Source organism: Streptomyces sp. NPDC002476 (assembly GCF_042889785.1).
Taxonomy (GTDB): domain Bacteria; phylum Actinomycetota; class Actinomycetes; order Streptomycetales; family Streptomycetaceae; genus Streptomyces.
This window is the reverse complement of the sequence record NZ_JBIARH010000025.1, coordinates 26,719-41,318: the sequence shown is the minus strand read 5'-3', so window position 1 is coordinate 41,318 and position 14,600 is coordinate 26,719. Positions and strand designations below refer to the sequence as shown.

Below are 14,600 nucleotides of genomic sequence, written 5' to 3'. Positions count from 1 at the left end.
AGTCGCCGACCACACCGACGGCAGGAGCGCCGGCGCCTCTTTCAGGTTGTGCTCGACGATCCCCCGCATGAGTGCCCGGTCGGGGAAGTCACCGTCGAGGAGACACAGCGGACCGGCCACGGCGGCGTCCGCCGGCTACCGGCGCCGGCTGTCGTCCGTCAGGAGTACCCGCGGAACCCGTGCCCCGAGGCTGTTCAAGCTCCGCTGCGCGGTCAGGAACGGGACCAGCCCGGAGGCGGGCACGAACGGGTCGGCAGGGTCGGCCTCGCGCGCGCCCGACCAGAAGTTCTCGGCTTCGGCCCAACTGCAGATGATCACACTGGCGCCTGAAGGCGGGATCCAGGCGGCGGCGAGCACGCTCGACCGCTTCCCCGATCGAGCGGGGTTCCCGTCCCGCGTCGGACACGTCTTCGGTGCCGGGTACCACGATGCCGTGCGGTTCCGCGTTCAGCGCAGTGCAGCGCCCTGCCGGTTCCGCGGTGCCGGCGGCGGGCGGCGGGTCAGGACGCGGACGGACGGCCTCCCATCGCCGTGGTGAACGACTCGGGGTCGACGTCGAACCCCCTGACCGTGTCGCGGAACTCCCATACACCCGAGGCGCCGCGGGCGAACTCCGCGACGGTCGCGGCGGTGGCGTCGCCCACGGAGGAGAAGTCGTCCTCCGACAGGTTGGTGTAGCCCTCCCTGACCTGCACGACGGTGTTCTCGATGTCGCCGAACGTCTTGCGGCCGTCGCGCTGCTGAATGACGACCCCGACGACGACCCGCGCGTACGTGGACGACAGGCGGTCCAGTTCCAGGGTCAGCACCTCGTCGAAGCCGAAGCCCTGACCGGTCCTGCTGTCACGGTTGAGCGTGATGGTGCCGTCCGGTGACCGGCTGTCGAAGTGCACGAGATACGCGGGAGCGTCGTAGGGCGCGTCCGTGCGGTAGATGGCCGCGATGATGTCGAGGTCGTGATCCGGGGCGCCGTGAGGGCTGGGATCCCACTTGAGTCTGACCTCGACCTTCTCGATGTCCTTGTTGGGGGTGCTCATCGGACTTCCCTCCTTGGTGCGCCGCTGTGCTGTCGGGCCGTTCATACCACTCGATCATGTCCGTAACCGGCCGCGTAACCAACCGGGTTGGCCCAAGGCGAAGGAATCGGGCCATCCCGCCCGGCGCGAGTTCCGGGCGAGGCGAACGGCAGTCACCTCGCGCGTACCACGAATCAGGGCCGGAGAAAAGGGGGTTGGTGCGACGGCGGTGCGCATGGCCCTGCAACTCCGTTTCGCGAGGGGCCGGTTCGAAATGACCGTGCACGGAGTGACTTCGGCCAGGTCCGGCACCGTACGATGGCGCAGTGCTGGTCAAGTGGATTCGTTGCACCGTGGTGGACCGTCGGGGTTTTGAACGGGAACAACGAAAGTGGGCGGAGCTGCTGGGAGAGCCGGGATTCTGCGGACAGGGCGGTGGGTGGAGCCGAGGGCGTCCCGATGTGGCACATGTCTTCGCCTTCTGGGACAACCGCGTCTTCTACGACTCGTTCATGGCGCGCAAGCACGACCGGTTGGCCGCCTCGCAGTCCGGTACGTGCAGTGGCGTCCAGGTCAAGCTGTTCGAGCACCGTTTCGACGTGAAGACCGGTTTCGAGCCGCGCTTCACCGACGTGGACGTTGTCAGGGTGGCCCACAGCATGGTGCACGAGGACCGGGCCGAGCACTTCGCGCTGATGCAGGAGCGGGTGTGGAACCCGGCGATGGCCGGTTCGCCAGGCATGGTGCGAGGGGTGTTCGCGGAGGCGCCGGGGCCTGAGTTTCTGGTGTTGTCGATGTGGCAGTCGAGTGCCGAGCGCGGCAAGTACCGGGCCGGCAGCATCGAGCGGCTGACGCAGCGGACGCAGGTCGAGGAGGACGTGGCGGCGGTGGCGGGCGACGTCGTGCGGCTCGAACCGTCCTGGACGGTGTGACGACGGGCGAACCCTCGCGGTCCTCGGCACGACCGTTCGTACTCGACCTGCTCCAGAGGGTTTCCGTCGCCGAAGTCGAAGAGGTGTGTGGCCCCGCTCTCGGCGAAGCCGCACTCGGCGTGGAAGCGGCGGGAACGCGGGCTGTCGCGCAGCGTCCACAGACGGACGCGGCGAAGGCCGTCGCCGCGCAGCAGCCGTAGGGTCCCGGTCATCAGCGCCGTGGCGATGCCGCTGCCCCAGCTGTCGGGATGGCTGGAGAAGCTGTGGATCTCGGGCAGGCCCGGCTGGGTCCGGGACGGTGTGTGGACGGACAGTGCCAGGGGGGCGGCCGTCCTCCCGCCTCCGCCCCGGCACGACTGCTGCCCGGCACCGGCCGGGGGCCGGGGCGGAGCGCTTACGACCTGGGGAACGAGAGGGAGTGGATCAGCGAGCGGCGTCGTGCGGCTTCGGATCCAGGGCGGAGGAGGGAGGCGGAGGGGGTCTCCCCTGCTCGAAAGCAGCTGAGAGCTCGGGGAAGGAGCGTCGGTGACCGACGACGACGCGGGAGGCGGAGGGGCAGGGCGTCGGGAGCCCGCTCCTTATTGCTCCCCAGGTCGTTAGGGTCGAACCATGGCACGACCGCAACGCATCGTCCTCGTCCGGCACGGGGAGTCCGAGGGCAACGCAGACGACTCGGTGTACGAGCGCGTGCCGGACCACGCGCTGAGGCTCACCTCCATTGGGCTCCGGCAGGCCGGCGAGACCGGCGCGCGGCTGCGCGAGCTGTTCGGCACCGAACGGGTCAGCGTGTACGTCTCGCCCTACCGCCGTACGCACGAGACCTTCAGGGCCCTGGACCTGGACCTGGCGCGGGTGAGGGTGAGGGAGGAGCCGAGGCTGAGGGAGCAGGACTGGGGGAACTGGCAGGACCGGGAGGACGTGCGGCTCCAGAAGGAGTACCGGGACGCCTACGGGCACTTCTTCTACCGCTTCGCCCAGGGCGAGTCCGGGGCCGATGTGTACGACCGGGTCGATGCCTTCCTGGAGAGTCTGCACCGGAGTTTCGACGCCCCCGACCACCCGCCGAACGTCCTGCTGGTCACGCACGGGCTGACCATGCGTCTGTTCTGCATGCGGTGGTTCCACTGGTCGGTGGCCGAGTTCGAGTCCCTGTCCAATCCCGGCAACGGGGAGACCAGGATGCTGATACTCGGCGAGGACGGGCGGTACACCCTGGACCGGCCGTTCGAGCGCTGGCGCACCCCTGAACCGTACGGAATCACCGGATAGAGTGGAAGGCGATGACGACCGCCTCCTCTGCCTCCGACCAACGATTCGAACGTGCCCTGGCCAGCCTCCGCGGACTGGCCGTGGGGGACGCGCTGGGGTCCCAGTTCTTCGTGCCGGTGAACTACCCGCTGCTGAAGCAGGGAGGGCTGCCCCCCGGCCCCTGGCAGTGGACGGACGACACCGAGATGGCCGCCTCGGTGGTCGCCGTGCTGGTGGCACACGGGCGGATCGACCAGGACGCGCTGGCCCGGTCCTTCGCCGAGCACCACGACTTCGACCGGGGATACGGCCCCGCCGTGAACCGGCTGCTCAGGCTGGTGCGGGAGGGCGGCGACTGGCGTGAGCTGGCGTCCGCGCTGTTTCAGGGGCAGGGTTCCTGGGGCAACGGCTCCTCGATGCGCATCGCCCCGCTCGGGGCCTGGTACGCCGACGACCCGGAGCAGGCCACGCACCAGGCCGAGATCTCCTCGTACACCACGCACCAGCACCGCGAGGCGGTCGCGGGCGCGATGGCCGTCGCGGCGGCCGCGGCGCTGGCCGCGGCGAGCGTGGGGCCGCCCGCCCCGACGGAGTTCCTCGACGGTGTGATCGACCTCGTACCGCGCAGCGCGGTCGGTGCCGGACTGCGCCGGGCGCGCGACATGCTCGACTACGACGACGCGGGAACGGTCGCCGCGGTGCTCGGCAACGGACGGCGTACCAGCGCCCACGACACCGTCCCGTTCGCCCTCTGGTCCGCGGCGCGGCACCTCGACGACTTCGAGCAGGCCTTCTGGGGCACGGCCCGGGCGGGCGGAGACGTCGACACCACCTGCGCGATCGTCGGCGGCATCGTCGCGGCGAGCGGGGCCGGCGCACCGCCCGCCGACTGGGCGGCACGGACGGAGGAACTGCCGGGCTGGCTCCCGCGGTAGCGCGATCCGGGCGAACGGCACGCCCCTGAACCGGACGGCGCCCGCCCCGGGCCGGAGCACGTCGCCCGCGAGCCGGACGGTGATCCCGAACCGGACGGGCGACGCGGGCTGAGACGCGGGCGGACGGAGTCTCTCCCAGCCGCACGGCTCTCGCGTCGAACGCGATGGTTCCCAGGCCGTGTCGGGTGCCCGGCCCGTACTGTCACGGTCCTGCCACAGCCTTCCCTCGAACGCGTGCCCAGGGGAAGGGGAGCTACTCTTTCGGCCACGTCGTCCCCGCTGATCAACCGGACCGGCGTGCACCGAATGAGACGCCGGGGTGTTCCCGTGCTGCCCGGCAGCGGTGCGCGCGCGGATCCCGGTGGGGGAGGGGTCCCATTGGCCGATCACGCAGCGGTACCACGACGGCCGCTCGATCGACATCGCCTACCTCCGTGTCCTCTCGGCCGACGCCGTTCCGGCCGACGCCGTTCCGGCCCTCGACACCCGGCCCGAGCCGCTGCGCTCCTGCGCCCTGCGGGACATCGAGCGTTCGCTGCGGTCCTCGGACACGCCCTGGTACGCCATGAGCCTGGGTGAGGCGCGAGCCCGGGAGATCCTGCGCGAGCGCGGTACGGACGGGTCGGAGGGCTCCTGTTCCCTCGTGCGCGGGGGTGTTGGAGGAGGAGAAGGAGGAGGGGCGAACGGCAACCGCGGCCACGAGGACGGCCGTTACGTTCTGAGCGACACCAGCGACACGAGCGACGTGGGCGACCCGCGCTGACCCGAGCCGCCGCGGGTGCGGTCCGCACCCGCGGCGGTGTGCCGTCCTTCCCTGTTGCGCCGGTCACTCGCGCGCCGGGGCGCTGCCCGTCGCCGTACCGCTCCGTACCGTGTTACGGGCTTCACGAATGTGACGCGGACCCCCACGAGCGCTTCGGGTGGTGATCCGCCGAGGGATTCCTCCGACGTCGCCGGGACCGCTCGCGGAACACACCGGCCGTGCCCGGCCCACTGATCCGTGTACCGCAGCAAACCGGCGCGAGGATCCGCGGCCGGGCGGCAGTTCGTCCCTCCGACGCGGCCCGCGTCCGGCGCGGTCGTCAGGCGCCCCCGGGGTGTTGCCCGCGTTCCCGTCGGCGTACGCTGACAGGCGCCATGCCGTACGAACCACCCACGCACACTGTCGAGCGCTCGTTGCGCGCCACCACCGGCGCCAGGATCGTCGCCGGTGTCGACGAGGTCGGACGCGGAGCGTGGGCGGGGCCGGTCACCGTGTGTGCGGCCGTCACCGGCCTTCGCAGACCTCCCGTCGGACTGACCGACTCCAAGCTGATCACCCCCAAACGCCGCGCGGAGCTGGCCCCGCAGCTTGAACGGTGGGTCACCGCGTTCGCCCTGGGGGACGCATCCCCGCAGGAGATCGACGACCTGGGGATGACGGCGGCACTGCGCCTCGCCGCCGTACGCGCTCTGGAGGGCCTGCCGGTGCGTCCCGACGCGGTGATACTCGACGGCAAGCACGACTACCTGGGACAGCCCTGGAAGGTCCGTACGGTGATCAAGGGCGACCAGTCCTGCGTCGCCGTCGCGGCGGCCTCGGTGATCGCGAAGGTCCGGCGGGACGAGATGATGGCTGAACTGGGCGCGGATTCCGGCGAGTACGCCGCGTTCGACTTCGGTGCCAACGCCGGTTATCCGTCGCCCGTGCACAGGGCCGCTCTGGAGGAGTGGGGTCCCACGCCCCACCACCGCCTCTCGTGGTCCTACCTCGACGCGCTGCCCAGGTGGCAGCACCTCAAGAAGGTCCGTTTCTCCGCCGAGGCGGCCGCACTGGAAAGCGGGGGCCAGCTCGGCTTCGACTTCTGACCGCGCACGAATACCCACCCGCCGACATCCCACATGTCGGCGTTTGATAGACAACCACCCATGCCTCTCATCCCCGAGGAGCCTCAGATTCACGAGAGCGCCCAGGGTCCCCGCGCCACTCCGGCCTCAGGCCGCGCCGCGTCGACCCCCCGTCCCGTACCCGGTCCGCGTTCAGCGGCCACGCCGCGTCCCGGTCGCCCGGGCCCCGGCCCCGCGAGGCCCGCGCCGCCGGCGCCGCGTCCGCACCCCGCCTCCAGAACGTCGCAGACGGCCCGTCCGGAGAATCGTTCCGCACCGCAGATCCAGCTGATCCCCGCCGTGGCCGCCGCCGCGGTCGACGCCGCAGACGAGGCGGTGGACCTGCTGCTCGACTCCGGGCGCACACCGGGCGACATCCTGGTGGTCACCACCGGTGAGCAGCACCCGTGGGCCGCGCACGAACTCTCCTTCGGCGAAGCCGCCTACTGGGCCCAGCACGACGCCGGCGAGGACGTCTTCTTCGCCCGCGCCGGTGCCGCCGGGCGGCTGAAGCCCCGTCCCGTGGTGGTCGTCGCCGTCAACGACGCCGCTGGTGACGACATCGCCGACGCGCTGTCCGGTGCCCTCGCACGGGCGGGTGCCCTGCTGATCGTGTGCGGGGACCCGCGACGGGTCGACGCGGTGCTCGGCGCAGGGGTCTGAGCGACGGCGCGTACGCAGTCGTGACGCTACGGCGCGTACGCCGCTGTGGTGCGGACGTTGTGTACGCGGTCGTGGCGCGACGCCGCCGGTGTCGTCCGTCGTCGTGAACGTGGTGGCCCGGTCGCCCGAGGAGGGTGGCCGGGTCCGCGACCGCCGGTCAGCGCGCCGCGGTGTGACGCAGCGCCCGGGATGCCCCGCCACCGGCACTCATCGGCTGCGGGGCGGCGTCGAGCGCCGTTCCCGCGAGGGGCGACGGTTGCGACGTGGCGCTGGGCCGACGGCCGCCGCGCCCCTCGCCGAGCACCTGCCAGCCGCCGCGGGTCAGGGTGATGTACGCGCCGCACCGCAGACCGTGCAGGGTGCAGGCGTCCCGCAGCCCCCACATCCAAGCCCCGTCCTCCTCCGTCCAACGTTCGTCGCCCTCACGGCAGTAGAGCAGTACGGCGGTGCGGACGGGGGTGCGGCGGCGCAGATCGTGCGGAACGACCCGGCGCAGATGCGCCAGCAGCGCGTTGCGGAACTCCCAGCCGTCCGTGGCCCTGGCACGGCGGGCGAACGAGGCGCTGGCCACGAGGCGTTCCTCATGGTCCAGGACCGCGACGACGGCGGTTCCCGGAGCGGGCCGGTGCCGGGCGTGCAGACCGCCGACGACCTCGCGGGGGCTGCGCAGCAACGGTATGCCCGCCTCGGCCCACTCGGCCGGTTCGAGCATCCTGGCAAGTCGGTTGGTGGAATCGGCGGACGCGGACGGCGCCGGTATCGAAGCGGCCGCGGACGGGGCGAATTCGAAGGTCACGATCCTCCCTTCGCGTACGCGCCCACATGGCGGGCGGGGACGAGTGAGGGCGCACCGGGGCACAGCCGTTCCGGGATGGCGAACGCTCGTGCGGGGAGCGAGTTCAATTCTTCCTGGCGTTTCGACCGGCGGCAACGAGCAATCGGCGCGGCCGACGGGAATGCGGGGGTATGGCCCTGATATCCCGCGCGTGCCGTACCCGGACGACACCCCCGGTCGCGCTCGAACGGCGGGGACCAGCGGAAACGTTCCGATCGGGTCGTCGTCGGCGATTCGGGGCGGCTCCTCGCCCAGCACCCGGGGCCTGTCGTCCGAGAGCGGTACGCGACCTGCGGACCGTGCATGAGTCGCTCGTCACGCCGCGTGAACTGGCTGTCCGTACCCGCCATCGGGTTGCATGGGGGGCATGAACGAACCGGAACTCCGCGCCGAAGCCGATGCCGTCCTCGCCGAACTCGTCGGTGCCCCCGAGGGCTCGGCACGGCTGCGGGAGGACCAGTGGCAGGCGGTGGCCGCTCTGGTGCGGGAGCGCCGACGCGCCCTGGTGGTGCAGCGCACGGGCTGGGGCAAGTCGGCGGTGTACTTCGTCGCCACCGCCCTGCTGCGTCGGCGCGGATCCGGCCCGACGGTGATCGTCTCGCCGTTGCTGGCGCTGATGCGGAACCAGGTCGAGGCGGCGGAACGGGCCGGTATCCGGGCGCGTACCATCAACTCGGCCAATCCGGAGGAGTGGGGCACCGTCTACGAGGAGGTCGAGCGCGGCGCGACCGACGTTCTCCTGGTGAGTCCGGAACGCCTCAACTCCGTGGATTTCAGGGAGCAGGTGCTGCCCGGGCTCGCGGCCACGACCGGCCTGCTGGTGGTCGACGAGGCGCACTGCATCTCCGACTGGGGCCACGACTTCCGCCCCGACTACCGCCGGTTGCGGGCGATGCTCGGGGACCTCGCGCCCGGCGTGCCGGTACTGGCGACCACCGCGACCGCCAACGCGCGGGTGACGGCCGACGTGGCCGAGCAGCTGGGTACCGGCGCCGGTGAGGCCCTGGTACTGCGCGGTTCGCTGGAACGGGAGAGCCTGCGGCTCGGCGTCATCCGGCTGCCCGACGCGGCGCACCGCCTGGCCTGGCTCGCCGAGCACCTGGACGAGCTGCCGGGTTCCGGGATCGTCTACGCCCTCACCGTCGCCGCGGCCGAGGAGGCCACCGCCTACCTGCGGCAGCGTGGCTTCCAGGTGGCCTCCTACACGGGCCGCACCGAGAACGCCGACCGGCTGCAGGCCGAGGCCGACCTGCTGGGCAACCGGGTCAAGGCACTGGTCGCGACCTCGGCGCTGGGCATGGGCTTCGACAAACCGGACCTGGGATTCGTGGTCCATCTCGGCTCGCCGTCCTCGCCCATCGCCTACTACCAGCAGGTGGGGCGGGCCGGCCGCGGTGTGGCCCACGCCGACGTGCTGCTGCTGCCGGGCAAGGAGGACGAGGCCATCTGGCGCTACTTCGCCGACACCGCCTTCCCGCCCGAGACACAGGTGCGTCAGACCCTCTCGGCCCTCGCCGGTGCGGAGCGGCCACTGTCCGCTCCGGCCCTGGAGGCGGCAGTGGACCTCCGGCGCACCCGTCTGGAGACCATGCTCAAGGTGCTCGACGTGGACGGGGCGGTCAAGCGGGTGAAGGGCGGCTGGATCTCCACCGGCGAGCAGTGGGTCTACGACTCCGAGCGCTATGCCTGGGTCGCCCGGCAGCGGGCGGCCGAGCAACAGGCCATGCGCGATTACGTGAGCACGACGCAGTGCCGGATGGAGTTCCTGCGCCGGCAGCTGGACGACGAGGGAGCGGTCCCATGCGGCCGGTGCGACAACTGCGCCGGGGCCTGGGCCGATGCCTCCGTCTCCGCGGAGGCGCTGACGGGGGCCACGAAGGAACTGGACCGCCCGGGCGTGGAGATCGAGCCGCGCCGGATGTGGCCGACCGGCATGCCCGCACTCGGCATCGACCTCAAGGGCCGCATCCCCGTCGGCGAACAGTGCTCCACCGGGCGCGCCCTGGGCCGGCTCTCGGACATCGGCTGGGGCAACCGCCTGCGCCCGCTGCTCGCGGAGAACGCGCCCGACGGTCCGGTCCCCGACGACGTCCTGCGGGCCGCGGTGGCCGTCCTCGCCGACTGGGCGCGCTCTCCCGGCGGCTGGGCGTCGAACGCCCCGGACGCCTCCGCCCGCCCGGTCGGAGTCGTCGCCGTGCCGTCGCTTGCCCGTCCTCGGCTGGTCGGCTCCCTCGCCCGGGAAATCGCGGCCATCGGACGCCTGCCCTTCCTGGGCACCCTGGCGCACACCGGACCGAACGGAGCGCACCCGGTACGCCGCAGCAACTCCGCCCAACGCCTCCGGGCGCTGTCCGATGCCTTCGCCGTCCCCGAGGAGTTGGCGAGCGCGCTGTCCGACGCTCCCGGACCCGTCCTGCTCGTGGACGACTACACCGACTCCGGCTGGACCCTCGCGGTCGCCGCCCGTCTGCTGCGCCGGGCCGGCGGTGAACAGGTGCTTCCGCTGGTTCTCGCCGCGACGGGCTGAGCCTCCCCGGGAACGGCGGGGACGCGCCGCCGCCGCGCGGCGCCTCGCGTGGTGGTACGCAGCGTCCCGCGCGGACGATGCCGCACGGGACGCAGGGCCCCGGGACGCCCGGCCGACAGGCCCACTCACGTCGACGCGGTCGGGCCTGTGCGGCCCATGTACGTCGGGCCCCGGACCCCCGGGCTCCGGGCTCTGCGTGGTCTGCGTGGTCATCCCTCCATGGAACCCGACGGCCCGACGAACGGCGAGTGACTCCCGGCGCCTGTGGATAACGTTATCCACAGGGGTCGCGGGAATCGGCCGTTCGCGGGACGGTCGAGCCATGAACCAGCACCACGAATCCACCGGCCCGGTCGACGAGCAGCAGATCACCCTGCGAGGCCCTGCCGAACTCGCCGACGCACTCCCGTACCTGATGGGGTTCCACCCGAGCGACAGCGTGGTCATGGTCGCCCTGCACGGCGGCCGCGGCCGCTTCGGCGGGCGGCTGCGGCTCGGCATTCCCCAGGCGTCCCGCGAATGGCCATCCGTCGCAGAACAGCTCGCCGAATGCCTGATCAAGGGGAGCGAGCGGCGCGGCGGACGGCCCGACGCGATCGTCGTCTTCCTCTGCCAGGACCCCGCCGAGGGCGAGAACGGCAACCAGGTCATGGAGCGGCTGCGCCCCCTCGCCCAGAACCTGCGCACGGCCTGCGGTGCGCTCGATGTGCCCGTGCTCGAAGCACTCTGCATTTCCGCCGGCCGTTACTGGTCGTACTGCTGCCCCGACGAGCGCTGCTGCCCGGCCGAGGGGAACCGGATGGCGATGCCCGGTACCTCGGTGATGGCGGCCGCTGCGGCGTACGCGGGCATTCAAGTGCGCGGCACGCTGCGGGAGATGGAGGCACGACTCGCACCGCTGGACGCCTCGGCGGTGGTCGCCGAACAGCAGCGCGCGCTCGACGCGGCCGGCGCCGAGCTGATCCCGCAGATCCTCGACGAGGCGGGGCGTGGGGACGTGGCCCGGGAGACCCTCGATCTCGTCCGACGGCTCATGAAGCGCCTCAAGGAGGCACCGATGTCGACACCCTCGGCGTCGGACACCGACGACGACCGGCTGATCACGCACGACGAGGCCGCCACGTTGATCCTTGGCCTGCAGGACCGGGAAACGCGTGACAGGGCTGCGGAATGGATGGAGGGACCCGAAGCCGGTTCCGCGCTGCGGCTCTGGCGCGCACTCGCACGGCGCTGCGTCACACCGTACGAGGAGCACGCGGCCGCCCCACTGACGCTCGCCGGGTGGGTCTCCTGGTCCACCGGCGACGAACCCGGTGCGCGGGTCGCACTCGGCCTCGCCCTGCGCGCGGACCCGCACTACACCTTCGCCCAGCTCCTCCACGAGGCGTGCAATCAAGGGCTGGATCCGGAAACGCTGCGCCGCTGCCTTCGCGGCGAGCGCGGCGCCCGGGCGGCCGGGCAGGACCGGGCCGCCGAGCGGACCGGACGTCCCCGCGAGGAACGCCGAGCACGGCACCGGACGGTTCGCCCGGCCACCGGCCGCCGCACGAGGCCGTCACGGGGACCCGTCCGCCCGGGGCCGACGTTCTCCCGACGCCGTTCGGCGCAGACACCCCCGAACCGCCGCGGCTCCAGGAGCGGTCGATGACGACATGCCGCATGGCACGGACGAGCGGGGGAGCGGCCGCCGTGCCCCGCCCGCAATCCGGTCCATACGGGACGACGGGCGAGGCAACACACGCAACGAACGGCGCGAGAGCGACAGTCGGGCCCGGGAGCACGGCGAAGGGAGTGTTTATCGTCAGGAAGACGACTATGATCACGGCATGCCGCCCTACGACCCGTCGACCTTCCCGCCCTTCGCAGTCACCGTCGATCTGGTTGTGCTCACGGTGCGCCGTCACGCGCTCTGTGCACTGGTCGTACGCCGGGGTGAACCGCCCTTCCAGGGCAGCTGGGCACTGCCCGGCGGCTTCGTCAGGGCCGACGAGGACCTCGGCGCCGCCGCGGCGCGCGAACTGGCCGAGGAGACCGGCCTGTGCGCCCAGGACCCGGCGGCACCGGCGGCCGGCAACGGCGCGCACCTGGAGCAGTTGGCCACATACGGCGCCCCCGGCCGCGATCCCAGGATGAGGGTCGTCAGTGTCGCCCATCTGGTGCTGGCCCCGGACCTGCCCGCGCCCCGTGCGGGCGGTGACGCGAACTACGCCCGCTGGACGCCTGTCGAGGACCTGCTCGCGGCCGAGGCCAAGGACGGCCGTGAGGGCGAGAACCAGGCCGCGCTCGCCTTCGACCACGCGCAGATCCTCGCCGACGGCGTCGAACGCGCGCGTTCCAAGATCGAGTACTCCTCCCTGGCCACCGCCTTCTGCCCGCCGGAGTTCACGGTCGGTGAGCTGCGGCGGGTGTACGAGGCGGTGTGGGGCGTGGTTCTGGACCCCCGGAACTTCCACCGCAAGGTGACGGGCACCCCGGGCTTCCTGGTGCCCTCCGGGGGGACGACCACCCGGCAGGGCGGCCGCCCCGCCCAGCTCTTCCGGGCCGGCGCGGCGACGGTGCTCAACCCGCCGATGCTGAGGCCGGAGGTCTGACCCCGCGGAACACCCGCGGGCTCGACCCTGCGCGAAAAGTCGGATACGTCGCGTTATCGTGCTGTGGTACCCGCCCTGCCGCCGAGCGGTCTCATCCTCCGCGAGAGAAGCGATGCTCCAGGCCATCGGACTCACCAGCGCACCCCGACGCAGCCATCCGGCCGTCGTGGACGATCTCACCTTCGAAGCCCGGCCCGGTCACGTCACCACACTTCTGGGCGCGCCCGGATCGGGCAAGACCGCGGCCCTCCGCCTGATGCTCGAACTCGACCCGGGGCGGGGGGTCACGTATTTCCGGGGCAGGCCGCTGCACCGGATCGAGCACCCCGCGCACGAGGTGGGAGTGCTCCTCGGCGACGTGCCGGGGCACCCCGCCCGTACGGTCCGGGGGCACCTCCGCATGCTCTGCGCCGCCGTGGGCGTACCGGTCTCCAGGGCCGACGAGGTGCTGGAACTCGTCGGTCTCGCCGGGCTGAGGGACCAACGCGTCGACGCACTGCCGCTCGGCATGGACCGCATGCTCGCATTCGCGTCGGCCCTGCTGGGAGACCCGCACACGCTCGTCCTCGACGATCCCGCCGAAGGGCTCTCGCCGAGGGAGGCGAGCTGGGTGCACCGGCTGATCCGGGACCGGGCGGCCCGCGGCGGTACGGTTCTGTGCACCACGACCGACGCCAAGGAGGCCCTGCGGACCGCCGACCGCGTGGTCACCGTCGACGCGGGACGGCTTGTCGCCGACCAGAGCGCGGGCGACTTCTCCCGGGCCCGTCTCCGTCCCCGGGTCGCGGTGCGAAGTCCGCACGCCGCCCGCCTCGCCGCCGTTGTCGGGCGTGAGGCCCGGGCGGCGAAACGCCCCGTCGAGGTGGTCGCCGGGACGGGGGGCCGGCTCTCCGTGTACGGGGCCACCTGCGCCGAGATCGGCGACATGGCCTTTCGGCACGGTCTCCCGGTGCACGGACTCGCCGACGAGGTCGCGGACGCCCGTCCCCCGCACATCGTCGGCCCATCGGCCGTCGCCGCCGGGTCCGTGGAAGCCGGACCACGCCCGGCTGCATGGGTGAACGGCGCGCGACCCGCGCCGCCGATCAGGCGCCGGCCCGCCCGCGGCCCCCTCCAGCCGCTGCGTTACGAACTGCGTCGCCTCCTTGGCACCGGTACGACAACTCTGGTCACCGCCGCCGTCCTTGCTGTCTCGCTCGGAATCTCCGCCTTCCTCGCACTCTCCGGGCATGCCCCGCTGCACAGGGTGCTGGTGGCCTGGCCGTCGCCGCTGCCGCTGCCGCCCGCGGCGATCGGGGCCGGGCTGCTCGGCGCGCTCTCGTTCGGCGACGAATTCCGCCACCCCGCCCTCGCGGCGGGGTACGGCACCGTCCCGCGCCGCCTCGGGCTGCTGCTCGCCAAGCTGGTGGTGTCGGCGGGAACCGCCCTGGTGCTCGCTGCGGCCGTCGTACTGACCTCCGCAGGGACCCATCACCTCCTAAGCGGCGCTGATTTGACCGCAATCATCCATAATTCTCCAACGCTGGGTGCGAGTTGGGCGGGGCTGACCGTCGGCTGCGCCTGGGCGGGCCTGCTGGGTGCCGGGGTCTTCAGGGCGACGGCGGCCGGAGTCGCCGCAGTGCTTGCCGTGCCCGTACTCGTCGTTCCGCTGCTCCGGGCGGTGTCGACGGGATCGGGCTCCCGCCCGGCCGTCGGGCTGCTGGGCAGGCTCCGTGAACTGGTGTGGCCGCACTGGCCGCACGAGGCGGAGCGGTGGCTGGCGGCCGCCCTGCGCGTGGTGGACCAACCGGTGGGGGCTGCCTTGTCGCTTTCGCTGTCGACCCTGGTCTGCGCCTACGTGCTCACTGGCCTTCGCGCCAGGGTTCGTTGGTGACCGAGGGTGGCGACGAGCCGTTTCGGGATCACAACTCCCTTGAAAATGCCTGATTTGAGGAGATAAGGCGTCAATTGGCGGGCGGGTGCCGATCACCCTTTCGTGTGCTTTTCA

The 14,600-nt window shown here is 72.2% G+C and carries 13 protein-coding genes and 1 pseudogene; 10 read left to right on the top strand and 4 right to left on the bottom strand.

Annotated features, from left to right (window positions below; translation table 11 throughout):
- Positions 1–135 precede the first annotated feature (135 nt).
- The gene (locus ACFYXM_RS25325; RefSeq protein WP_389292597.1) at positions 136–318 is read right to left on the bottom strand and encodes a hypothetical protein; all 183 of its coding nucleotides are present in this window, start codon (positions 316–318) and stop codon (positions 136–138) included.
- Positions 319–500: 182 nt separating this feature from the next.
- Complete coding sequence (locus ACFYXM_RS25320; protein WP_389292595.1) at positions 501–1,037, bottom strand: TerD family protein; 537 nt, start codon at positions 1,035–1,037, stop codon at positions 501–503.
- 305 nt (positions 1,038–1,342) lie between these two features.
- Here ACFYXM_RS25320 and ACFYXM_RS25315 point away from each other — a divergent pair, with 305 nt between their 5' ends.
- A complete protein-coding gene (locus tag ACFYXM_RS25315; RefSeq protein ID WP_389292593.1) occupies positions 1,343–1,948 on the top strand; it encodes a YdbC family protein in 606 nt (201 codons plus the stop codon).
- 116 nt (positions 1,949–2,064) lie between these two features.
- Here ACFYXM_RS25315 and ACFYXM_RS25310 read toward each other — a convergent pair.
- Positions 2,065–2,217, bottom strand: a pseudogene (locus tag ACFYXM_RS25310) (GNAT family N-acetyltransferase); the annotation flags it as partial.
- Positions 2,218–2,557: 340 nt separating this feature from the next.
- Here ACFYXM_RS25310 and ACFYXM_RS25305 point away from each other — a divergent pair.
- The 5 genes from ACFYXM_RS25305 (at position 2,558) to ACFYXM_RS25285 (ending at position 6,660) form a co-directional block, all read left to right on the top strand.
- A complete protein-coding gene (locus ACFYXM_RS25305) occupies positions 2,558–3,217 on the top strand; it encodes a histidine phosphatase family protein (protein ID WP_389292591.1) in 660 nt (219 codons plus the stop codon).
- Between the two features lie 11 nt (positions 3,218–3,228).
- The gene (locus tag ACFYXM_RS25300) at positions 3,229–4,131 is read left to right on the top strand and encodes an ADP-ribosylglycohydrolase family protein (protein ID WP_389292589.1); all 903 of its coding nucleotides are present in this window, start codon (positions 3,229–3,231) and stop codon (positions 4,129–4,131) included.
- Between the two features lie 319 nt (positions 4,132–4,450).
- Positions 4,451–4,894 (top strand): hypothetical protein, encoded by a 444-nt coding sequence (locus tag ACFYXM_RS25295; RefSeq protein WP_389292587.1) that lies wholly within the window; start codon positions 4,451–4,453, stop codon positions 4,892–4,894.
- A 374-nt stretch (positions 4,895–5,268) separates the two neighbouring features.
- Positions 5,269–5,979, top strand: coding sequence for a ribonuclease HII (locus ACFYXM_RS25290; RefSeq protein WP_389292586.1), 711 nt, complete (start codon positions 5,269–5,271; stop codon positions 5,977–5,979).
- 60 nt (positions 5,980–6,039) lie between these two features.
- Complete coding sequence (locus tag ACFYXM_RS25285; protein WP_389292584.1) at positions 6,040–6,660, top strand: hypothetical protein; 621 nt, start codon at positions 6,040–6,042, stop codon at positions 6,658–6,660.
- Between the two features lie 157 nt (positions 6,661–6,817).
- Here the strand turns inward: ACFYXM_RS25285 and ACFYXM_RS25280 are convergent, their stop codons facing one another.
- Entirely contained in the window at positions 6,818–7,456 is a 639-nt protein-coding gene (locus ACFYXM_RS25280) for a hypothetical protein (RefSeq protein ID WP_389292582.1), read from the bottom strand.
- A gap of 406 nt (positions 7,457–7,862) precedes the next feature.
- Here ACFYXM_RS25280 and ACFYXM_RS25275 point away from each other — a divergent pair, with 406 nt between their 5' ends.
- The 4 genes from ACFYXM_RS25275 (at position 7,863) to ACFYXM_RS25260 (ending at position 14,486) form a co-directional block, all read left to right on the top strand.
- Positions 7,863–10,022 carry a RecQ family ATP-dependent DNA helicase gene (locus ACFYXM_RS25275; RefSeq protein WP_389292580.1) on the top strand — a complete coding sequence of 720 codons (2,160 nt, stop codon included), beginning with the start codon at positions 7,863–7,865 and terminating at the stop codon, positions 10,020–10,022.
- Between the two features lie 322 nt (positions 10,023–10,344).
- Positions 10,345–11,670, top strand: a complete 1,326-nt coding sequence (locus ACFYXM_RS25270) for a DUF4192 domain-containing protein (protein WP_389292579.1) — start codon at positions 10,345–10,347, stop codon at positions 11,668–11,670.
- A 178-nt stretch (positions 11,671–11,848) separates the two neighbouring features.
- A complete protein-coding gene (locus ACFYXM_RS25265; protein WP_389292577.1) occupies positions 11,849–12,613 on the top strand; it encodes an NUDIX domain-containing protein in 765 nt (254 codons plus the stop codon).
- Between the two features lie 112 nt (positions 12,614–12,725).
- Positions 12,726–14,486 carry an ATP-binding cassette domain-containing protein gene (locus ACFYXM_RS25260; RefSeq protein ID WP_389292575.1) on the top strand — a complete coding sequence of 587 codons (1,761 nt, stop codon included), beginning with the start codon at positions 12,726–12,728 and terminating at the stop codon, positions 14,484–14,486.
- Positions 14,487–14,600 lie beyond the last annotated feature (114 nt).